At 69.1% G+C, this 20,979-nt stretch carries 15 protein-coding genes and 3 pseudogenes; 2 read left to right on the top strand and 16 right to left on the bottom strand.

Annotation, left to right across the window (positions count from 1 at the left end):
• Positions 1 to 22 precede the first annotated feature (22 nt).
• From GNX96_RS31770 to GNX96_RS31735, 8 genes are all read right to left on the bottom strand, one after another.
• Positions 23 to 2,353: a hypothetical protein gene (locus tag GNX96_RS31770; RefSeq protein WP_163571685.1), complete on the bottom strand. Its 2,331-nt coding sequence runs from the start codon at positions 2,351 to 2,353 to the stop codon at positions 23 to 25.
• 80 nt (positions 2,354 to 2,433) lie between these two features.
• Positions 2,434 to 2,679 carry a hypothetical protein gene (locus tag GNX96_RS31765; protein ID WP_163571684.1) on the bottom strand — a complete coding sequence of 82 codons (246 nt, stop codon included), beginning with the start codon at positions 2,677 to 2,679 and terminating at the stop codon, positions 2,434 to 2,436.
• Complete coding sequence (locus tag GNX96_RS31760) at positions 2,645 to 3,472, bottom strand: hypothetical protein (protein ID WP_163571683.1); 828 nt, start codon at positions 3,470 to 3,472, stop codon at positions 2,645 to 2,647. The genes GNX96_RS31765 and GNX96_RS31760 overlap by 35 nt, the downstream gene beginning before the upstream one ends.
• Positions 3,403 to 7,308, bottom strand: a complete 3,906-nt coding sequence (locus GNX96_RS31755; protein ID WP_163571682.1) for a hypothetical protein — start codon at positions 7,306 to 7,308, stop codon at positions 3,403 to 3,405. The genes GNX96_RS31760 and GNX96_RS31755 overlap by 70 nt, the downstream gene beginning before the upstream one ends.
• Before the next feature lie 39 nt (positions 7,309 to 7,347).
• Positions 7,348 to 10,404, bottom strand: a complete 3,057-nt coding sequence (locus GNX96_RS31750) for a hypothetical protein (RefSeq protein ID WP_279582032.1) — start codon at positions 10,402 to 10,404, stop codon at positions 7,348 to 7,350.
• Between the two features lie 2 nt (positions 10,405 to 10,406).
• Positions 10,407 to 11,948, bottom strand: a complete 1,542-nt coding sequence (locus tag GNX96_RS31745; RefSeq protein WP_163571680.1) for a hypothetical protein — start codon at positions 11,946 to 11,948, stop codon at positions 10,407 to 10,409.
• Positions 11,903 to 14,056, bottom strand: coding sequence for a hypothetical protein (locus tag GNX96_RS31740; protein ID WP_163571679.1), 2,154 nt, complete (start codon positions 14,054 to 14,056; stop codon positions 11,903 to 11,905). Before GNX96_RS31740 ends, GNX96_RS31745 begins: the two co-directional genes overlap by 46 nt.
• Positions 14,053 to 14,802: a WXG100-like domain-containing protein gene (locus GNX96_RS31735; protein WP_163571678.1), complete on the bottom strand. Its 750-nt coding sequence runs from the start codon at positions 14,800 to 14,802 to the stop codon at positions 14,053 to 14,055. The genes GNX96_RS31740 and GNX96_RS31735 overlap by 4 nt, the downstream gene beginning before the upstream one ends.
• A gap of 134 nt (positions 14,803 to 14,936) precedes the next feature.
• On the opposite strand from GNX96_RS31735, the gene GNX96_RS31730 reads away from it, so the two are divergent.
• Positions 14,937 to 15,329, top strand: a complete 393-nt coding sequence (locus tag GNX96_RS31730) for a YbaB/EbfC family nucleoid-associated protein (protein ID WP_163571677.1) — start codon at positions 14,937 to 14,939, stop codon at positions 15,327 to 15,329.
• A gap of 44 nt (positions 15,330 to 15,373) precedes the next feature.
• Here the strand turns inward: GNX96_RS31730 and GNX96_RS31725 are convergent, their stop codons facing one another.
• Entirely contained in the window at positions 15,374 to 15,694 is a 321-nt protein-coding gene (locus GNX96_RS31725; RefSeq protein ID WP_163571676.1) for a hypothetical protein, read from the bottom strand.
• 188 nt (positions 15,695 to 15,882) lie between these two features.
• Here GNX96_RS31725 and GNX96_RS31720 point away from each other — a divergent pair, with 188 nt between their 5' ends.
• Positions 15,883 to 16,542: a hypothetical protein gene (locus tag GNX96_RS31720; RefSeq protein ID WP_163571675.1), complete on the top strand. Its 660-nt coding sequence runs from the start codon at positions 15,883 to 15,885 to the stop codon at positions 16,540 to 16,542.
• Between the two features lie 53 nt (positions 16,543 to 16,595).
• On the opposite strand, the pseudogene GNX96_RS65330 reads toward GNX96_RS31720, so the two are convergent.
• The 7 genes and pseudogenes from GNX96_RS65330 to GNX96_RS31685 all read right to left on the bottom strand — a co-directional run.
• Positions 16,596 to 16,745 (bottom strand): annotated as a pseudogene (locus GNX96_RS65330) (EsaB/YukD family protein); the annotation flags it as partial.
• A gap of 388 nt (positions 16,746 to 17,133) precedes the next feature.
• Positions 17,134 to 17,499: a WXG100 family type VII secretion target gene (locus tag GNX96_RS31710; RefSeq protein ID WP_163571674.1), complete on the bottom strand. Its 366-nt coding sequence runs from the start codon at positions 17,497 to 17,499 to the stop codon at positions 17,134 to 17,136.
• Positions 17,500 to 17,536: 37 nt separating this feature from the next.
• Complete coding sequence (locus tag GNX96_RS31705) at positions 17,537 to 18,208, bottom strand: FtsK/SpoIIIE domain-containing protein (protein WP_163571673.1); 672 nt, start codon at positions 18,206 to 18,208, stop codon at positions 17,537 to 17,539.
• Positions 18,209 to 18,224: 16 nt separating this feature from the next.
• Complete coding sequence (gene eccCb / locus GNX96_RS31700; protein ID WP_279582030.1) at positions 18,225 to 19,418, bottom strand: type VII secretion protein EccCb; 1,194 nt, start codon at positions 19,416 to 19,418, stop codon at positions 18,225 to 18,227.
• Positions 19,419 to 19,725: 307 nt separating this feature from the next.
• Positions 19,726 to 19,791: pseudogene (locus tag GNX96_RS56825) on the bottom strand (hypothetical protein); the annotation flags it as partial.
• A gap of 162 nt (positions 19,792 to 19,953) precedes the next feature.
• The gene (locus tag GNX96_RS31690) at positions 19,954 to 20,400 is read right to left on the bottom strand and encodes an FtsK/SpoIIIE domain-containing protein (protein WP_279582029.1); all 447 of its coding nucleotides are present in this window, start codon (positions 20,398 to 20,400) and stop codon (positions 19,954 to 19,956) included.
• A pseudogene (locus GNX96_RS31685) lies at positions 20,388 to 20,979 on the bottom strand (hypothetical protein); the annotation flags it as partial. The pseudogene GNX96_RS31685 and the gene GNX96_RS31690, both read right to left, overlap by 13 nt.

The raw sequence follows: 20,979 nt of genomic DNA, 5'->3' as shown, positions 1-20,979 counted from the left end.
GGGGTGAGCGGTCCGGGTGACCTCATCCCTGATGGCTTCCCGGATTCGGTCGCCGTTGCGCTCCAGGAATCTGTGAACGTCCTCCGACAGCGTGGCACGATTTCCGACGAAGTCGACCCGGGACGCCACCGCGAACAAGTTCTTGATGACGTGGAACGAATCCGATGCCGCTAGCACCTGAAAACCCGCGGTCAGATAAGGATAAAGCAGGGCGACGACGCCCTCCAGCGCCTGTTGGTCTCGCGCCAACGCCCGCCCGCGGCTGGACTCGACGTATGCTGCCCGGACAATCTCGCCCACCCGAATCCCGGCGCGTAGCAACTGCGCCGACCTCGTCTGCGGATGGTACGGGTTGGCCGCGACCCATTTCAGTAGCGCGCTCAGGCGACGCGGCGGAACACCCATGGTCCACTGAACGTGGAGATCCCGGGTGTGCGCGCCACCGCGCGCCCCCACAGTCGCTTGCCCAGGGCCGACAACGCAGACCGGTGGTCGCCTCAGGGAGCACTTGGCTCAGCGGGACGACGGCACCGACCGGAACCGAACGCAGCAGGCGGATCGCCTCATTCTTCTTCCCGCGTACGTCGGCTGGCCTCGGTCCGGACTCACCCGGAAGAATCGCCATCTTCACCGTGACGAACTCGGGCAGGTTGAACTGACGTCTGGCTGTCGTCCGGACTCCGTCCACGGTCCTGGTCTCATTCGAGGCCGCGTGATCGACTTCGATCCGATAGATTTCGAGATCTCCGACGTACGCGGTGCCGATGAGCTCCTTCGGATCGAAGATCTCATCCGGATGATCCTTGTCAAAGACCTCGATGGCGGGCTCGATTTCCTCCCCGAGCATGCCGTATCTGACACCGTTCTCGTCGGTCGAAGAAGCGTCGACCAGAGCGCGTGGGACAGAACCTGACTCCATCAAACTCCGATGCGGACGGATAACGCCCCCGCGAGAAACCACCGCTGTCCGCAGGTCAACACCAGCGGGCAACTCCGCCGAACCCGCCAGGATCCGCAGCTCGCCCGACGCCGTCACATGCCCGTACTTCGGCGTGACACCGTCGAACCACACGACGACGCCGTGCCCGATGGTGCCTGGCCGGCCGGCCAGCACGAACCCGGCCGCGCCCGGGCCGGCCGCGAGCACTCGGTCCAGAACGGCGTCCCAAGACTCGGTCAGCGAGAACGACCGGTCCGAAACCGTGGAAAAGACACGACCAGTGCCCAGATCCGCGTCGTCCGATGGCGCCGCCGCGCGAATGCCACTGGGAAACGCGTCAGCACCGACGTCCTGAAGGAACGTGAGACAAATATCGTCACGGGTTGCATCGATCGGCTTTGATTTGTGGACCGCTGCCTCGAGAGACGCCGCCGCCTTCGCGTACGCCGCATGGACCTGCGGGCTGAGATCGGCCGCGGAGAAAGTCGAGTCGATGCTGTTATGAGAGCCGGCGACGACGGTCATGGACGGGTCCGCGCCGATTTTCTCGATGGCATCCAGGTGCCGCTGGTAAACCGTCCGGCCAGGCCGGTTCGGGTCGGTCGCCGATGCTCCCATCACCGAGTCGTCCGCGTGCCGCCTCGCGAGCTGATATCGACCGGTTTCGTCGCGCAATCCCCAAAAATGACCGACCTCGTGGGCCCACACTCGTACGCCCGCCTGCAGCGGCCACAACGTCTGGGAAGCACGCGCCGCCGGATCGCTGGTCAGCTCGACCACGAAATCCGCAACGGCGGGATTCTCCACGAAGGTCAGCTGGAAACGCCGCAGACCATCGTCAACCTCGAATCCTTTGTTCCACTGGGCGGCGATCTCGGCCACGGTCCGGTCTTGGACCTGGCTCTTCAGTGTTTCGGCAGCTGCGTCAAGCGGACTCAGGTACAGCCGCAGCTCCCGGTTCTTCAGCTGCCGGCCGTCGGGAAGCGGCGCGATCCGCTCGGTGTAGCCGATCAGGCCATCCACCGGCTGATCCTCGAACCAGATCCGAGTCAGCTCGTCCGGACCGTTTTCCAGATCCTCGGCCCGCCCCGCCACCTGATAGGACTCCTTGACGCGCGCCGGCATCCCGGTGACCCGCGAAGAGACCTCGAAGTCGACAGGACCGCCGCGTACCTTGCGAACGGGTACGTCCGACAACAACTCGTCCAGATCCACTCCGGCCGGGAATCCCACCGCCGTGGGAAGTACGCCGCCGCTCTGAACCGGTCCGGTGCCGTCACCTTCCCAGCGACGACCGGACCCCACGAATTGCTGGCTGAAGGCCGCCAGTCTGTCGTTCGCGAGCTGTTGGGTGTCAGCGGCAAATCCGCTGTTCCAGCGCGCTTTCTCCAGGTTCAGGTTCGCGGTGAACATCGCCGGGCTCTCGGGCCCGAATGCGGCAAGAATGGCATTGTACGTGTCTGTCGCGAAACGGAGGTCTCGCGCGGCCACAGTCAGCAGAAATGCCGCCTGCTGTGCATTCGCGGCGGCCTGCTCTCGTACGAGGCCGGAGAGTCAACGACTTCGTCGAGTCGGACAAGGAGTTCCTCGGACCTCTCCAGCACCGCGCTGTTGCTGTCGTTCAGGGCGGCCGCTTCGTCCGCGGACATTCGATAGGGCCCGGCATTCTGCCGCAGGAACGCGGTGAGGCCATCGGAAACCCGGTCAAGCTGTCCAAGGTTTCCCCACGAGGAACTCATCTCGCGGATCTCGGGCGTGAATCCGCGCAACTGGTCGCGCAGCTGAGCGCCTCCCACCAGGGTGGGGACTCGGCGGACCGGCCGACCGTCTGGCAGTCGATCGCCGAACAGCAAATTGTTCAGCAGGTCCACGTTCTCGCGGTCGACGAACAGTCCGTTGACAGCGTCGAACATCCAGGGCTGGTCGGCCACGGCAGCGAGGACGTCCGCCTGGGAACTCCGGGTCTCGGCATTGATGATCTCCCGGATCCGCTCGCCGTTGTGAACCAGGAAGTCCTGGACGACGTCGGTCAGTCAGCGCGGCTCGGTTTTCGACGAAGTCACGCCGGGAGCCGAGGGCGAGATATTCCTTGACGGTGGTGCCGGCGTCGCTGTCCATCGATGAATGGACCTTGTCGTAAATGCGCAGCATCAGATACGGATAAAGCAGCGCGACAACGCCTTCCAGCGCCCGCTGGTCCGTCCCGATCGCCCGTCCTTGGGTGAACCTGACGAACTCGGCGCGTACCTGTTCGCCCATCCTGATCCCAGCGCTCAGCAGCCGATGCGCCGGGCTGTCAGCCGTCGGGTCGGCGGCGACCCAGCGAAGGACACCGGCGAGCAGGTCGGGCCGCAGGTCCGGTGTCCATTGCCGGTAGATGACACCTTGCAGGTCACCGCCGCGGACGGAAAGGCGTTGGCCCAACCCGATGACCTGGACGCCGGCAGCCGCCAGCACCTGGTTCAGCGGCATGACCGTACCGTCCGGGACGGCAAGCAACGCCTCGATGGCGTGGTTCTTGGCGGCGCGCACCTGCTCTCGGGAGACAGGCCAGAGCCCAGTTGGGTAACGAATTCGGCGATGTTGACATAGCGATCGGGAAAAGCTGGGTCCCGTCCGTGGTCAATCACGACCTTGAAGCCGTTGCCCTGGCCGATGAGCTCCTTATGGGCGAAGAACGCGTACCCGTTCGTGCCGCCCATGTCGAGCCGGTGTTGGTCGAACGTGGTCGGGTCGAACAGTTCGACGTAGACCTCGTCCTCCTCGCCCGGCACCACGTCCTGGAAATCGAGGCCCCACTGGACGCCGTTCTTGTCTGGTATCGACGCGTCGACCAGGGCGCGCGGAAGCGACTCGGACTCGCGCATGGGCCGCGTGGCCAGCATTTTTCCGCTCGCTGCCACGAAAAGTCCGCGCAGATCGATATCGGGAATCAGCCGACTGGAATCAGTGAAGACTCGTACGCCGGAATTCTGGGTGAAGTGGGCGTAGATGTGCTTTTCGCCGTCGTACCACACCGCGAGCGCGTGGCCGATGTTGTTGTTCGGTCGGCCGGCGAGGACGATCGCGACCGTTCCCGGCGGCGCGTCGATGAGCCGCTCACGTACGGCGTCCCAGGAGTCGATACGCGCGAAATCGCGGTCCGGCACATGCGGAAGGAGGTGGCCGGCGGCAACGCCAAAATCGTCAACCGCGGTCCGCGTTCCCTGGCGGACTCCGGCTGGAAACGCCTTTCCGGCGAACTTCTGGACGAAGTCCAGGCAGGCCTCGACATTCGGTGCGGTCTCCTCGACCACGGATCGCAGTTTCTTGTCCGCTTCGGCGTACGGGTTGACGATTCGGACGTACGTCTGTCGGCGAAGCTGTGCCCGGTCACTGCCGGAATACGTCGCGCCACGCGCTTTTCCGCGGTTGCTTACCACAAACAAGTCGTCCACAGTGGACGGCACCTGGTCGTCGGTCAGGCCGCGCTCGGCCTTGATCCGCTGGATCTCCTCGATCACCAGGGTCTTCTGCTGGTCGCGGACAGCTTCCGCGCGACGCTGGCCGGACGCGGCAGCCCGGTCCGTCGACGGGTTCCCGAGCCGGTCCCAGGCCTTCTTCACGAAGTTGCGGCGACCGTTCCCGCCGCCTTCGACCGGCACCTGAAGGGTGAAATGACGCTGATGAGCGGCAATTGTCTGGTGCGCCATCCCGTACGCGAACTGGCGCCGCGACCAGGCGCTGACCCGCGGTGCGACCTGTCCCGCGTCGTGGTCGACGGTAAGCACGACAGGTGGCGTCCAAACGAACTTCCGCAGCCAGTCCGGGTTTTCCTGGAAGATCTTGTGCATGTTGTGCACGTCGCTGTTCATCTGCGTCGTGGGAGCGCCAGCATGCGCCAATTCCCACGTGCCGTCGTCGTCGCGTACGAACAGGAAATGGAACCGGTCGGGCCACGGCTGATACCAGCTGCCAGTCACCTTCACCCGGTCCTCTGGAGCTCCGGCTTGGCCGTCTTCGGGCAGCTGAAGGTAATAGTCCGGCCCGACGATCCGGTTGCGCCACACCTGCGAATCCACGAAAGCCGACTCGTGCGGATAGTCCGGGGTGAACTCCCGGGTCCGCCGGTCGAGGAATCCCCAGATTTCGGTGCCATTGAACTCGACCGTGACGTGAGCGCGGCTGGGGCTGGACCCGCCGGCTCGATAGCGCCGAATCGGACGGCCAAAGCGGTCGATTCCGGCGACCTCGACCGGAACCGTCTCGTCCGGCAGCGACCTCGCTTCGACCGGCGTCGGCGTACGCCCACTCGCGATACCGTTGCCAACCGCGGCCAGGACCGACGCGCGCAACATCTCGCCGGTCACCCGCTGCGCCGGTTTTGGTGGCATCACGGCAAGAAGGACGGCGAGCGCGGCTTCGACCGCGATGTCCGAGCCGATGTTGGCAAGCGCGATCACGTCAGCGTCGCCGCGAATGGCGTTGATGACTTCCTTGGCCGTACTCGGACTCTTGATCTTCGCCACGATCTCCGGCCAGACCCGATCCACGATCTGCCGCCACAGGCCCGACCGCTGCACCGGCTCGGCGGCGGCGAGACCGTGCCCCGCCAGCGCGAGCTTGAGTCGTTCGTTCAGGTATCCGGTCAAAACCTTGGTGATCGCGGACGAGATGATCGGCCAACCCGGCACGTTCGCGCCACCGATGCCGGCCGCGGAAATCAGCAGCTCGACACCGTCGGACTGGTGTTTGATCAGCGCCTCGGCCATCAGCAGCGGGTTGTCGTCATGAGCCAGCAGCGCCTCACCGACGCCGTGTTCGCGCAGATAGACCTTCGCCTGCCAGTCCTCGAATTCCCGGAGCACGACGTTGCTGACGAGTTTGGTGCCGAATTCCAGCAACGGCGGCGCGAACGAAGCTCCAGTCGGTAGGAAAAGCGGCGCGGCGGCGTTCAACGCGTCGCCGACCGCACCAATCGCCTTCTGCACTCGATCGCGGGTCTTGTTGTCCCGAGTCGCGAGATAGCCGCGCAGTCCCCTTTCCTCGACCAGGCCACTGATCTGGTGGCCGGCGGTGTCCAGCACCCGGGACAGGTCCCCGAGCCGGTGCAGGATCTGGTCACCGTGTTCCGGGGAAACCGCGGAAATCTCGCCACGCAGGTCGTCCGCGACCTCGGCCAGCAGCCGCACCGCGGCCCGTACCTCGTGCCGCTGGTAATCCACCCGCAGCCGGGTGAGCAGTGACTCCTTGACGAAGGACCGGCCAGCCAGCGCCTCGAGGATCTCGACGAAGTGCTCGCCCTGGGCGATTTTCAGGTCGACCAGATTCCGCAACCGCGTCACCGCGGGATCGAGGCCAAGACCGGCGTCCACCCGGCGCAGCGGCGGCGGGGTCTGCATGGTGGTCGTACGGTCGGGGATGACCAGCGCGGTTCGCGCACCGCGGAACAGCTCCAGACCCGCACCTGGCTCGACCGCGACCGGCGCCGCGTGGGTGGACAGGTCGAGCACCAACAGGCGGGGCTCGTCCTTGTCGCCGAGGTCGCCGGACACCAACACACGCGTACGCCGTCGTGTCCGATGAAGCCGGCTGGTACGACACCAGCGCCGCCGAGCCAGGCTGGTCCAGCATCTCGCGCCTGAGCTGGTCGACATCGACCTCGGCGGTGGCCAGCCCGAGCTTGGCAGCAGCAGCCGCGCGGGCGACGCAGGCATCGCCGGAAGCAGCAGCTCGGCTGGATCGAGCCCGGCCGGGAGGCCGTCAAGCGCGATCCGGGCGGCCACCGCTTCGACCGCGGCCACCGTCGACGGCCGCGCGCTGCCGGGCGTGACCCGGTGCTGGTCGCGGACCTCGGCCACCTGGGCCGCCCATTGCGACAGGCTCGGCCGATGCCCGTCCGAAACGGCTTGGACGGCCGCGTGCAGCAAGGCGCGCGCAGCCGCCTGCGTACGAGTCAGCAGCCGCACCGCCACCGCCTGCTGCCAGCTTGTCTGGCGGCCCTGCGGGTCGATCGGCACCGCTCGGGCGGACTGCGCGAGGGCCCCCAGCACCGGCAGGTCGAGCGCTGACTTGTGAAGGTCGCTGAGATTTTCCAACGCCCGTACGTCGACCGGGTCAAGCACCGCGCCGGCCGGCTTGAGGGCAAGCCGCTCGAACGTACCGGTGGGCAGCCCCGCGACATAGTCCGCCACCATCGCCGAATGCTCCGCACCGGCGGCCAGGTGCACCAGGAAGGTGTCGGCCGGCGGCGTGGCCGCGATCGCGGCCACCAGCGCCTTCTGGTCTATCGGCTCAGCTGCCGGGCGGTCGTTCAGGTAGACCCCCGGACCAACCGGGATGACCCGCCCGTCCGGGCAGATCACCACCTCGACACCGGGCCCGGTCATCTGAACTCCCCCATCTGGACTAGCACGTCATCAATTCCTTCACCAGTTCGCCGACGTCCTGGCTACGGTCGGGCCGCGCGGTCGCGAGTTCCCGGAGCCAGAGCAGCCAGTCGGACTGTTCCCGGCCGGTGAGCACGCTCCGGTTCCGCTGGATTTCCAGGCGGGCCTGCCCCCCAGCTCACCGGCGAACGTCAGCCGGACGGCCGCCATGACCGCGGTGTTGGCGTGGTGCCGCGGGCTCGCCCCGTCGCCGCCACCGAGGCGTACCGGCGGCGGCGCGGCGACTCCGAGCTCCCGCAACATCTCGTGCTGACTGACGTCGGCGGCCTCCAGGTAGGCCGTGGCGAGCTGGTCGGCGGCGGCCGCGTGATGCCCGAGGTTCGCGAGCTGGACCGCCCGCGCGGCCGCCGCCGGCGCGACGGTCGGCATCGACGTGACCAGCGGTTCGGAACGCATCTGCGCGACTGCCGCCCGGATGACGGCCAGCTTGACGGCCGTCCGCCGCGGCGCGTCCACCGGCGCTCGGGATGGCTCTTTGGACTGCTGTTTCCGCAGGTACGCCGGTGCCCACGCGACCGGCAGCGAAGGCTCGCCCGCGCGGTGGATGACGGCCCGATCGCGAATCGACGACGGCAACGAAGCCAGGATCAGGCCAACTGGTACGCCAGGAGCCAGCGCGATGAGCGTGGCCCGCGGCCGCGGCGAGAGACCCAACACGTCGCCGATCGCGTCCGGCAACTGGTCGGTGTCCCGCGAGATGACGTGACCCGCCGGCACCCGGTGCGCGGTGTATCCGGCCGGCAGGCTCCGCTTGATCGCGGCGTTCTCCTGCGCGTTCAGGCCACCCCAGTGGCCGTCGAGCGTGACGTCGAGCAGCTGGCCCGCGCTGAGGTTTTCGAGCAGGTCGTACAGCTGCGCCAGATCGACCGGGCCGGTGATCTCGACGGACACCAACCCCGGCGGCTTCGGACCGATCGGCACCAGCGGCTCGGTGCCGCGCGGGTAGATCCGCAGCACGTCCTTGGTGGCGTCGAGACTCACGTTTTCCAGGCCAGGCAAGTCGATCCCGTACGAGCCAGGCAGGTTTTCCACGAGACCGGCCGGCAGCGGCTCGAGCGGGGTGGTTCCGCGCGCGTACACCCGGAAGTGGTCGGCGGCCGGCGTCACCGTACGGATGGGGCCGTCCTTGGTCCACACCATGGGAACCACGTTCGCGTCCGCGGGTGGCAAGCCAGCCGCCTGACCACGCGGCATGATGATCGGCGTGCCGCCCAGCCGGTCGGCGACGGACTGGATTGCCCGCCAGGGCCCGACCAACCCGGAAACTGGCTGGATCGCGATTTGTTTCCGCATGTTCGCTGGCAAAGCCGCGATCGCGGCCACCACCTGCGACGTGACCTGGTCCAGGTTGGCGCCGGCGGGATTGACGAACAGCACCCGCATGTTCGGCGCCAGCCGCCCGGCCACCCCAGGATCCGCGACGGCGCCCGCCGGCGCTATCGCGAAGCCGGCCGACGCCGGGACCACCGTATATCCCGGCAAAGCGTCCTGGAGCAGCTTGAGCTCCGCCTGCTCCTGGGCGGTCGTGACACGTCCGACCTGGAGCATGCGGACCGGGTGGCCGGTCGCGCGAATCAGCTTCTCGACGCGGGTGATCTCGTCCCGTTCCGCGGCGGACAACACGTTACCGGGCTTGCCGACGACGATCGTGCCGGGCCGGTCCATCGCGGGCCCGCTCGGCGCCAATGTCCGGCCGACCGAGATCTCGCCGTCGCCGGTCGCGCGCCATCGCAAGCCGTTCGGCGAGGAGAACGTACCCGGCTCCGGACCGTTCTTCAGGCCGTACGGGGCGGCGGCCGGCGCCGGATGATCGGTGCGAGCGAACAGGAAGCCGCTCGCGATGGGGGCAAACGTCGGATTGCCGGCGGTGTCGACCGGGACATGGGATGCGTCCAACGGCGGCGGCGCCTTCAGCACGGTCCGGGGGAAGAGCACGGCGGCGTCGGTGTCGGCGAGCAACTGGTCCGCGATCTCGTTCGCACGCGCCGGGGTGACGGGCTGCATGTCGCCGCCGACCTCGACTCTTAGCCCCAGCTGCGCTTCCGGCCGTAGCTGGCTGATCGCCGCCGCCACCAGCTCCGGCTTCACCACCGACTCGTCGACGACGATCGTCAGGCTGGTACGCGGTTTGACCGGCTGGGTGGGGCGCGGGCCACGAAAGAGCAGGATGACCTTGCCGTCGATGTGCGTCGACAGCTCCTGCGGCATCGAGCCGAAGTACTCGGCTTCCGCCGAGTCGGCGGCACGCATCGACGCTGGCTTGGGGTCCTGTGACGGCACCGGCCGGGTGGTCGGATGGATCGCGTACGCATCGGCCCATTCCGGCAAGGTCGCCGTCAGGCCGAGCTTGATCGGCACCAGCAGCTCCGTACGCCCCGGCCGCCCGGTCAACGCCGGCGTCGCGAAGATCAGCCGCGCCGACCGGGTCTGCTCGGGCAGGTCGGCGAAGACCTGGTTCGCGATCTCCTGCGCGCGTGCGGGAGTGATCGGCGGATGTTTTCCGAGGAACTGGACGATCACATTTTGCCGGCGATGCACCGGAATGGCGTGCAACGCCTGCTGGACCTGCGCGAGCCAGTCCGTCCCTGGCTGAGCCATCGACGGGTCCACGAAAACCAGGACTCCGTTGCTCGGCGACTGGCCTCTCGGCACGAACGCCACCGGCTCCTTGCCGCGGTAGAGCACGAGCGTGTCGCCGCCGTCGCGGACCTTGACTCCGGCAGGCAGCGACTCCGCCGGAACCCGGTCGCGGGCGGCTCGTTCCGCATCCCGCTTTGCCCAATTCGCATCGTTCTTGGCCGCGTTCGCCGCGTACTGTTCGTTCAGCCGCCGCTGAGCCTCGGCTTCTTCTCGGGCCGCCTTGAGGTGAGCCGCCCAGGTCTGGTCAGCGGAATGCTGCCGCGGATCAGGCCCCGGGACCCGGCGCCGGCCGGACTCGACCCACTCTTTGTCGGCGGCCTCCTGCTTAGCCCTCACCTCGGCCTTCGCAGCTGCCTTAGCCGCCACCTCCGCCGCATCCTGCTTCGCGTGCGCCACCTTCAACGCTTCCGCCGCACGCTCCCGTGGACCACCAGACACCGGGACCCGGCGCCGACCAGACTCCACCCACTCTTGTCCGCGGCCTCCTGCTTCGCCTTGACCTCAGCCTTCGCAGCCGCCTTAGCCGCCACCTCCGCCGCATCCTCCTTCGCGTGCGCCAGCTTCAACACCTCTGCCGCACGCTCACGCGGATCACCAGACACCGGGACCCGGCGCCGGCCGGACTCCGCCCACTCCTTGTCGGCGACCTCCTGCTTCGCCCTCACCTCGGCCTTCGCAGCCGCCTTAGCCGCCACCTCCGCCGCATCCTGCTTCGCATGCGCCACCTTCAACGCTTCCGCCGCACGCTCATGGGGGCCACTTCGTACGGGCTGCCGAGCCCGACCAGACTCAGCCCACTCCTTGTCGGCGGCCTCCTGCTTAGCCCTCACCTCAGCCTTCGCAGCCGCCTTAGCCACCACCTCCGCCGCATCCTGCTTCGCATGCGCCACCTTCAACGCTTCCGCCGCACGCTCATGGGGGCCACTTCGTACGGGCTGCCGAGGCGGTTGTGGCGGAGCGGCTCGTACGGCGGGCGCCGAAGGCGTCTCTCGCGCGGCGGGAGGTCGCGCGGCAGTCGACCCGGCAGTGCTCTTCGTGCCGGCTGAGGTGGCGCCAACGGTGCTACCGCCCGCCGGCTGCTGGCTCGTTGTCTGGTCCACTGTCTGGCCAACGTCTGCCTTGGCCGAACCGTCCAGACGTGCCGGCGTCGGCGCACTTTTGCCGTCGGCCGCGGTCGACGTTCCGGTACGAGTGCCGGTCCCGGTCCGCGTAGCGGTCGCCGTGTCCGTACGCGTGGCGGTTGCCGTGTCCGTACGCGTAGCCACCTCGGCCTTGGCGGTCGCCCGCACCTCGGCGACGTTCTTCAGAGCCGCGGACACCTCGCTTGGTGGGATCTCGCGGATCTTGACCTGGGGTGTTGTCTTGGCAGCGGCACCCTTCCCGGACCGCTGGTCGGTCACGGTCTGCGTACTGCTGCCGCCGTTCTTCGTCGCCGTGCCGCGGTCGCCATCGCGTACAGATGCGCCGCCTGAACGACCCTCGCCCTCGACCGTGCCCCAGGTGCCGTCGGGGCGCTTGAACTTCAGGCCCGACCCACCCGCACCAGCTTCACCGTCGACCGTGCCCCAGCTGCCGTCCGGACGCTTGAACTTCAAACCCGACCCAGCCGCGCCCGGCTCACCTTCGACCGTGCCCCAACTCCCGTCGGGACGCTTGAACCTCAGGCCCGACCCAGCCGCACCAGGCTCACCCTCGGCCGTCCCCCAACTGCCGTCCGGACGCTTGAACTTCAAACCCGACCCAGCCGCGCCCGGCTCGCCCTCGACCGTCCCCCAACTGCCATCCGGACGCTTGAACTTCAGGGCTGCCCCACCGGAATCGCCGCGCGCGGCGCCCGTAGTGCCGCCCGGGCTCTGGTGCGTGCCGCCTGCGCCTGGGTTGCCGGGCTCCCGGGTCACCTCGAACCAGGTCGACGATCCGTCCGGGCGCCGTACCTCCACCAGGACCTTGGACCCGGCACCGGGCTCGCCATCGCCGGCCCGGCCCGGCCCCTTGGCCGTACCGCGCTCGCCTGCCGACGACGCGGAGTGGTTTTCCCCATCGCCCGCCGAAGAAGCTTGGACTTGGCGGACGGAGACGCCTGCACCGGCTTGCCGTCCAGACGATGACCACCACCAACCCAGTTCGATTGACCGCTCTCGGACCCCTGGGCCTTAACCGGCGCGGGCGACTCCGCCGGCTTGCCATCCAGACGATGACCATCACCAACCCAGTTCGACTTACCCGACGACCCACCGGCCGGCTCAGCCTTCGCCCCTCCAGCCGTCACCGGCTCAGGTGACTCCGCGGGTTTGCCGTCCAAACGACGACCATCACCCACCCAGTTCGATTGACCGCTCTCGGACCCCTGGGCCTTAACCGGCGCGGGCGACTCCGCCGGCTTGCCATCCAGACGATGACCATCACCAACCCAGTTCGACTTACCCGACGACCCACCGGCCGGCTCAGCCTTCGCCCCTCCAGCCGTCACCGGCTCAGGTGACTCCGCGGGTTTGCCGTCCAAACGACGACCATCACCCACCCAGTTCGATTGACCGCTCTCGGACCTCTCGGCCCTGACCGGACCAGACTCGTGCACTGGCTTGCCATCCAAGCGCCAACTACCGCGCTCCCAAGACTTCGGCAGCTTGGAGGCCGCCTCGGCGGGGTCCTGTCGTACGAACGTGCCGGTCTTGGCGTCGTACTGGAAGACGCCATCCCGCGGCCCGTCCGCCCGACCGAAATGCCCCTCGATCGCGGCCATCGTGCGTGGCTTTCGGCCCGTCTCCAACGGATCCGGTCCAGTCGCACGCGGTGGTGGCGTCGGCTCGTGCCCGGTCCCGTGCTGGACAGTCGCCGACTCACCAGCGTCGCCGCCGGCGGCGGCACGCTCACCTGCCCCACTCGGACGAGGCGGAATCCGCCGATCCAACCCCTGGGCGACCTTCTGCTGAACATCAGACCGGTCTGGCCGCTGCCCAGCACTGCCAGCGGGTTTGCCTTCATGCACCGGCGGCTGGGCCGCGTTGGCCTCCGGCGCATCGCGTACGTCTGCGCCGGGCTTGGCGCCGGGCGGCTGGCCGTGCGGATCAGCCGCGGCTTTGTTGGCAGGAGCCGTATCCAGTGAGGCGCGGCGAGGAGGTGCGGCCGAGGACGCGGCAGCATCGTCGGGACCATGCGGGCCGGCCGGCGCCTTTTTCGCCGGCGGAAGCATGTTCTCGTTTCGTGGCAGTGTGCCCTGGCCCTTCGGCGAAACCACAGTCTCGTTGCCACCCGGCTGCCCCTTCGGCTGGAGCGTTTCGTTGCCACCGGATTGCTTCATCCCCGGCTGAGGTGCATCGAGTCCAGAGGTCTTCGGACGCGCCAGGTTCCCGTCGTCGTTGGCACCAGCGCGGTTCGACGGCGGCGTCGAGCCGTGGCTGGCAGTCCCGGTGCCCCGCGGCGGGTTGCCGCCTAGGTTGGCCTGGTCCAGGTCGGTGCCGTGTGGTTGCGTTCGTGGCGGGGACTGCTGCTGCTGGGCGTGCCCGTCAGGCTGGGGTCGCATCGGTACGGGAGTGCCGGCCTTGCTCGAAGCGCCAAGGTCCTGTCCGACCTTCTGACTACCCTCGCCGGCGCGGTTCGGGTTCGCCCGCGCAGACGCCTCCGGCGCATCGCCGTGCGCCGAGAGCTTGCCTTTCCCGGCATCGCCCACCGCTGATTCGTCCAGATGCCCGGAGGTGGCACGGCCGCCTTTGGGCACCGACGGACCGGCCAGGTCGCGGTTGGGATCCAGCCGGTTCGGGTTCACCTGGCCGGGCCTGCGGCCACCCCCAGTCGCTCCCCTTCCGCCGGTCTGCGGTTGTTCGTTCCGTGGGTTGGGGATCTGGTTGGCCGGCCCGCGGCCGCCGCCAGGCGTCGCTCGTACGCCGTTGCCCTGCTCGTTGCCCTTGTCCGTGGCCGGTGCCTTCGGCTGGACAGATCCCGGTCGCCCGGACGCCGGACCCGAGGGGCCGTGGTTCGTGGTCCCGGTGTATTTGACGACGCTGCCTGGGTTCGCACTGCCGTGCTCGGCCGGCGGCGCGGACTTCACGCCGGTGACGCCTGCGTGTTCGCCCGCTGGGCCGTTGGACGACTGCCCGTCCTTTCCGCCGGTGGGTTTTTTGCACCGCCGCCAGGACGTGGTGCGCCGGCGTGGCCCTGCGCCGCGTCGGGGTTGGGACCGCCACCGCCCGGCTTGAAGGGGCGACCCACCAGGCCACTGGCACCGTGCAGCAGAGCAGGAAGAACACCAAGGCCGAGCGCGAGAGCGAGGTCCACCGGGTTGACGGTGAACGGCTGACCGGTGGCGCCGGCGCCGATGCCCTCACCGAGCGCCCAGACCCCGGCACCAGTGACCACACCGACGGTGACGCCGCTGAGGAACGGCGCCACCAGCTCGGAGATCTTGGGGATGATCTTGGTCAGCAGCGAGGCGATCAGGTTGGTCAACGCCGTCATGATGCCGTCCAGCGGAACGAACATCAGGGCGAAACCCAGGATGGACGTGACCAGGTTGATGATCATGTTCTTGAGCGCCTGGGCAATGATCTTGCGGACCTGCTCGGCATAGGCCCGGATTTGGTCTGCGACATCCCGGGAATGGTTCGCCGCCAGGAAGACCTGCTGGCCGACCAAGACGCTGACCTCGGCCGCGTACCGGTAGGCCTGCCCGCTCCAGTCCCGGCCTTTCAGCGACTCCTCGACGGCGCGGGCGAGCGTCTCCAGGTCGCCCGCCATCGCGTCCCACTGCCTCGCGAGATCGTCCAGCTTCCCGGGATCCGGATAGTCGTCGCTCACCGGCCGCCTTCCGCTCGCTTGCTCCCCGTACGCCGAACAGACGCACCGCAAAGCCACCATCGCAGCGATGACTTGTGCTGCCACAGAACCCAAAACGGAGGACGCCGCTGGCACCCCGTCCGGAGGACTTTCAGATGTCCCCGGTGAACCACCACGCCTCGGCGACCGTCTGCGAGGTGGTACGAGACAGCGAACGGGAGAACACGATGGCGACCGATGACGAACTGACCGACTTCCTCCGGCAGGCGCAGGAGATCACCGCCCAGGTACGGGCGGCCGGCGAGCGGATGGCCCAGCGCGAGATCGTCGGCGTGTGCGAAGGCGGCGCCGTGCAGGTGACGATGACGCCGGCCGGCGAGATCCGCTCGGTGCGGATCGCGCCGAACGCGGTGGACCTGGACAACCTGCGGCGGCTGGAGCGCCAGATCGCGCAGGCGATGCAGAACGCGCTGGAGAACGTCCGCGGTGTCGCGGAGCAGATGGTCCGCCCGCTCGCCGCCGATCTGTCCAAGCTCGCCGACGGCTAGTGGTCGGGCCGGGGCGAAGGCTGCGGGCAACGCCCCGGCGGTAGTCATCCGACGATGCCTCGACCCATCGCGACCATGTCGTCGAACACGCCGAAGACCCCCATCGCGAGCGCCGCCGAGACGATCAGGCAGACCATCCCGATGACCTCCACGAACCGGCCGCGGTCGCGGGTGTCGAGCACCTGCCCGAAGGAGGCCTGCTCGTCCTCGCGCGGCGGGCGGTAGAGCACCGCGACCGTCACGCCGGCACCGACCACCAGGCCGCCGACCAGGACCAACGTCCAGACTGCCGCGTCCATGTTGAGATACCGGTACGCGCTGGTGCCCACCACGGCGAACAGGCCGACCGCGCCGGCCGCACCCACCGGCACCACCTCGCTCGCGAACCCGACCTGGCGGGCCCGGGCGACCAGAGCGAGGCCGCCGGCCGCGGCCAGGCCCAGCGCCCACGGGTTCCCCGGACAGCGCGAGCGCCGGCAGCGCGGCGACCAACGCCACCGCGGGGAACACCAGGATCAGCGTCAAAAGCTGCTCGGCGTGCCGCATCAGCTGGGTGGTCGCCGGAGCCACGCCGGCGGCGTCCTTCGGCATCCGCGCGCTCCAGGCGGCGACCAGGCCGGCGAGCGGTCGCGCCGCCGCCACCACCATCGCCAACGCGGCCACCGCGGCAGCGGCCGCGGTCTGCGTACCGTTGGCGCCAAGGACCGCCAGCACCACCGCGACGGCGCCGGCCACCGCGAACGGCACCTCGGCGGCGAGCACGGCCGGTCCCGGGGTGGCCCCGAGGGCCATCGCCATCCCGACATTCGCGCCGACCACGACACCACACCAGAAAAGCTGTCCACCCGGGGCGGTGCCGAACATCGTGCCGACCACTCCGCCGGCCGCCGCGAGACACGGCACCGCGCACAGCGAGATCGCGAGGCAGGCGGTGGCCGGCAGCCGCGTCCGCCGCTGGTTCAGCGCCCACGCGAGCGAGAGCATCACGATGGCGACCAGGACGAGCCCGATGGCGGCGACGAGGCCACCACCTGGCGGTCGCAAACCCAGGACCGCGGCCGCGAGGGTGATCCAGGCCGCGCCCAGCCAGACGACCAACACCCCTCGGTGGCCGGTGGTCGTACGGCGCTCCTTCGACTCCTGCGCGACCAGTTCCTCGATGTCCTCGACGACCGGTGTCATGCCCGGGTCCTGGGCGCTGTCGCGCAGGTAGAGCACCTGCCCGTCGGCGACTCCCGCCTCGGCGAGCGACAGCTCGATCGACCACGGCTCGCCGCCGGCCGGCGCGAGCGACCAGGCCGGCGGCATGACCGCGCCACCGCGCTGGCCGCAGAGGCCGGCGAGGTCGGCCACGTACTCCCCGATCGGCGTCTGGCTGGGAAGCGCGAGGTCGACGCGCTTCTCGTCGCCGATCACGGTGATTCTGCTGCGCCTGTCCAACACGGGTCAGCGCCGCCAGGTCTGCGCGTTGGAATGCTCGGCGTTCGTGTAGTTCTCGTACGACACGTCCAGCGCGTGCGCGATGAACGGCAGCAGCCCCGTGTTGCCCTGCGTACCGTCGCCCCACAGGCCGAGCGAGGCGAGGTTCCACTCCTGCTGCAGGCCGGTGAAGTACTGGTAGGCGTCGCCTTTCCAGCTCTCCGCGCGCGCGGGCCAGCTTCTTGTGCAGGGTGTCCAGCTCGCTGGCCAGGTTGCCGGAGATGGTACGGATGTGGGTGCCGGCCTCGGCGAGCTCGGCCGGCACCTGCAGGTTGCTCGATTCGATGTCAGGCATGGTGGTTCCTCCCGTACGGGTTCGCGCGGATCACAGGTTGGCGGGCGGCACGTACGCGGTCGGCTGGTTCGCCGCGCCGTTCGGCGTCGAGACGATGTTTCCGTCGATGGCGACGAGGTTGTGAAGGTTGTCCGCCTCGCTGTTGACGTAGTTGACGTAGTTGCCGCGCAGGCCCTGGCCGATGTCGACCAGCGCGTCGTGCAGCGCGATCGAGTAGACCTGGAAGTTGGTCATCATCTCGGCGAACTGCACCGCGCTGACACCCAGCCAGGTCGCGCCAAGACCTTCGACGTAGGTCCGCAAGAGGCCGAGCTGGGTCTGTACGTCCTGGGCAGTCGTGTCACAGTCCGCGGCGGCGGTCGTCACGTACTCCGGCGTGACGTTGAACTGGGTCATGCTCGCTCCTTCTTCTGGTTGGTACGTGCCGTGGGAGTCACCGTGCGGCTCCGCTGGTCATCAGGTCCTCGGTGAACGCCACCTGGATGAGCTCGGTGGGCGCCCGCCGGGTGACCAGCACGCCGCGACCCGGCGGTCGTACGGCCGCCCGCTGGTCGCCGACCAGCACGCCTTCGCGCCGGTCGCCGCTCAACACCAGGCCGGCACTGCCCATCTCCTGCATCCGGGCCACCAGCAGGTCGGTCATCAGCGTGCGGGACGAGCCGGCGACCCGGCGGGCGAGCACGATGTGGAAGCCGATGTCCCGGGCATGCGGCAGGAACTCCACGAACGGCCGCAGCGGACTCTGCGGTCCGCCGCCGACCAGGTCGTAGTCGTCGACGACCAGGTAGATGTCCGGGCCCTCCCACCAGGTCCGGGCGGCGAGCTCGCGGGGCGTGATGGTGGACGGCGGCAGCCGCTCGCGCAGCTTCGCGCTGACCTGCTCGACGTAGACCTTGAGCGCCTCGGAGTCCGCCGCGTACGCGCCGAGATGCTCGTCCGGCACCTGCCCGAGCAGGCTGCGGCGATAGTCGGCGACCACGAACCGGACCTCCCAGCCCGACCGGCGGCTGACCATCGCCGAGATCCACGTACGCAGGAACGAGGTCTTGCCCGAACCGCTGTCACCGAAGACCAGCAGATGCGACTCGTCGGTCGCGAGGTCCACCTCGACCTGGCCGAGGTCACGCTGCGCAATGCCAATAGGGATGCCCGTTGGTACGCCGACGGATGCGCCGGCGTTGGTCGATCGGGGCCGGCAGCGCCAGCACGTCGGGCAGGTCGATCCGGGCCGGCAGCAGCCGAATCGGCGGCGCGGCGGCACCCCGCCAGGCCTGGCCGATCTGGTCGAGGATCTCCAGTTGGGCTTCGCGCAGACCTTCGGTCGACTCGGCGCCGTCCATCCGCGGCAGCGCGAGATGGAAGTACAGGCCCGGTGCGGCCAGACCGCGACCGGGGGTGCCGGCCGGGATGGCGGTGGCCAGCCTGCGGTTGATCTCGGAGTCGGTCGGGTCATTCAGCCGCAGCTCGATGCGGGTACCAATCGAGTCCCGCAGCGCCGGCCGGATCTCCATCCACCGGCTGGCGGTCAGCACCAGGTGGACGCCGACGCCGAGGCCGCGGGCGGCGATCTCGGTCACCAGCGCGTCGGCCTCCTCCACCGTGCCACGCAACGCGCCCCAGTTGTCGATGAGCAGGAACACGTCGGCCGTACGAGTGCCCGCCGGCAGCCGGCCAGCGGCCCGCCGGGCCCGGAACTCGGCGACCGAGTCCACCCCCATCGACCGGAACAGCCGCTCCCGCTCGCCGATCAGCGAATGGATCTCGCTCAGCGTGCGCCGGACCAGCTCGTCGTCACTGCGGCCGGCCACGTTGCCCACGTGGGGCACGTCCGCGTACGGGTAGAGCGTGCCGCCACCGAAGTCGAGGCAGTAGAACTGCATCTCGTCCGGAGTGTGCGTGAGCATCGCGGACAGCATCATGGTGCGCAGCAGCGTGCTTCGGCCGGTCTGTGGTGCGCCGACCAGCGCGAGATTGCTTTGCGTACCGCCGAAATTCACCATCAGCAGCTGCTGGTCCTGCTGCAGCGGCCGGTCCAGCACGCCCACTGGCACCATCAGGTCGCCGCCGGCCCATTCCGGCGCGCACATCCCGCGGGCGGGGCGTACGCCGGGCGCACCCAGCAGCAGGTCGAGCGGGACGACCGGTGGCAGCGGCGGCAGCCAGACCTGGTGCGCCGGCGCGGCCAGCGGCTTCATCTGCTGGACCAGGACCTGCAGCTCGGTCGGGCCGCTCCGCTCGGTCGTCTCCTGCTCGGCTGGCTCCGCCTCGGCGGGCCCTACCGCGCTGTCCGGCAGCGGCCCGACCTCGAACGGCACCAGCGTGCGGATCGGACCAGCCGCCTCGGTCCGCTGCGCGCTGGTCAAGTACGCCGCCGACACGTGCGCCACCCAGCAGCCGCAGGTACACCGACTCGCCAACCTTGAGGTAGGCCGAGCCCGGGATCGACGGCAACTGGTAGGCGTCGGTCGTACCAATCACCGCGCGGCTCTCGCTCGCCGAGAACGTCCGCAGGCAGATCCGGTACGACAGGTGCGAGTCCAGCCCGCGCAGCCGGCCTTCCTCCAGCCGCTGCGTCGCCATCAGCAGATGCATGCCGAGGCTGCGCCCGACCCGACCGATCTGGACGAACAGGTCGACCAGCTCCGGGCGGCCGGACAGCAGCTCGCTGAACTCGTCGACGATGATCATCAAATACGGCATCGGCTCCAGCTGCGTACCGTCCGGCTTGGTCGCGCCGGCCGCGCGCGCGCCGGGTCTGGTATTCACGGATCGAGTCCACGTCGCCGGCGTCGCGCAGCATCTGCTGGCGCCGCTGCTGCTCGCCGAGCAGGGCGGCGTGCACCCGGCTGATCATCGCCTGGTCATCGACCAGGTTGGGATCAGCCCGGCGACGTGCGGCAGCCCGGCCAGCGGCGCGAACGCGGCGCCGCCCTTGAAGTCGATCAGCACGAAGCTCAGCGTCTCCGGCGAATGGGTGAGCGAGAGACCAGTCACCAGCGTCCGCAGCAACTCGCTCTTGCCGGAGCCGGTCGCGCCGACGATCAGGCCATGCGGTCCGGACCCGCCCTGAGCCGCCTCCTTGAGGTCGAGCAGGACCGTCCCGCCGTCGCTGTCCGTTCCGATCGGCACTCGCAGCAGCCGGCTGCTGTCGGGGCGTACCCAGAGCGTCGCGGGATCGATCGCGAGCGGGTCGCCTTCGAACAGCATGTCCGTCAGTGACACGTCCTTGGTCAGCATCTGATCGCTCTCGTCGATCAGCCGAAGCGGTGCGAGCTGGCGGGCGATCAGGTCCGCCACCTGCGGCTCCATGGTGTCGGCAACGCAACCGTCCACGGCGGCCGAGACCAGCTCCGTACGGCCTTCCAGCGCGGCCCGGCGTCCTCGCCCAGCCGGATCCGCAGGTCGACCCGGCTCGGCTCGTCCGCTTCGCGGCTCGCCAGGAAGATCGCGGTCAGCCCGTACGTCGGCCCGGCCGTCTGCAGCAGGCTGCGGAACAGCTGCGACCGGCCCCACTCGGACACCGGCTGGAAGCCGGTGAACAGCACCACCACCAGATGCCGCGGCCGCGGCGCCTGGTCACGCTCGAAGGTGATCTGTGTCCGCTGCAACGACAGCTGCTCCTGTCTCGCGTGCACCTCACGTTCCAGGAAGCCCGCGAGGTCAGCGGTGTCGACCCGTACCAGCGGAAGCACGCCCGACTCGCCGGCCGCGTCCGGTTCGATCGTGTGCGGCAGCCATTTCGCCCATTCCCAGTCGCCGCCGTCGGACATCTCGACGGCGATCATCAGGTCGTCCGGCGCGTGCAGCACAGCGAGCTGACACAGCAGCGCCCGGGCGAGGCCGGCGGTCCGGCTCCGAGCACCGAGCAGGCTCACC

The organism is Fodinicola feengrottensis, from assembly GCF_010993775.1.
GTDB classification, from domain to species: Bacteria; Actinomycetota; Actinomycetes; order Mycobacteriales; family HKI-0501; genus Fodinicola; species Fodinicola feengrottensis.
The sequence above is the reverse complement of the archived record's forward strand: the minus strand, read 5'-3'. Positions and strand labels throughout refer to the sequence as shown.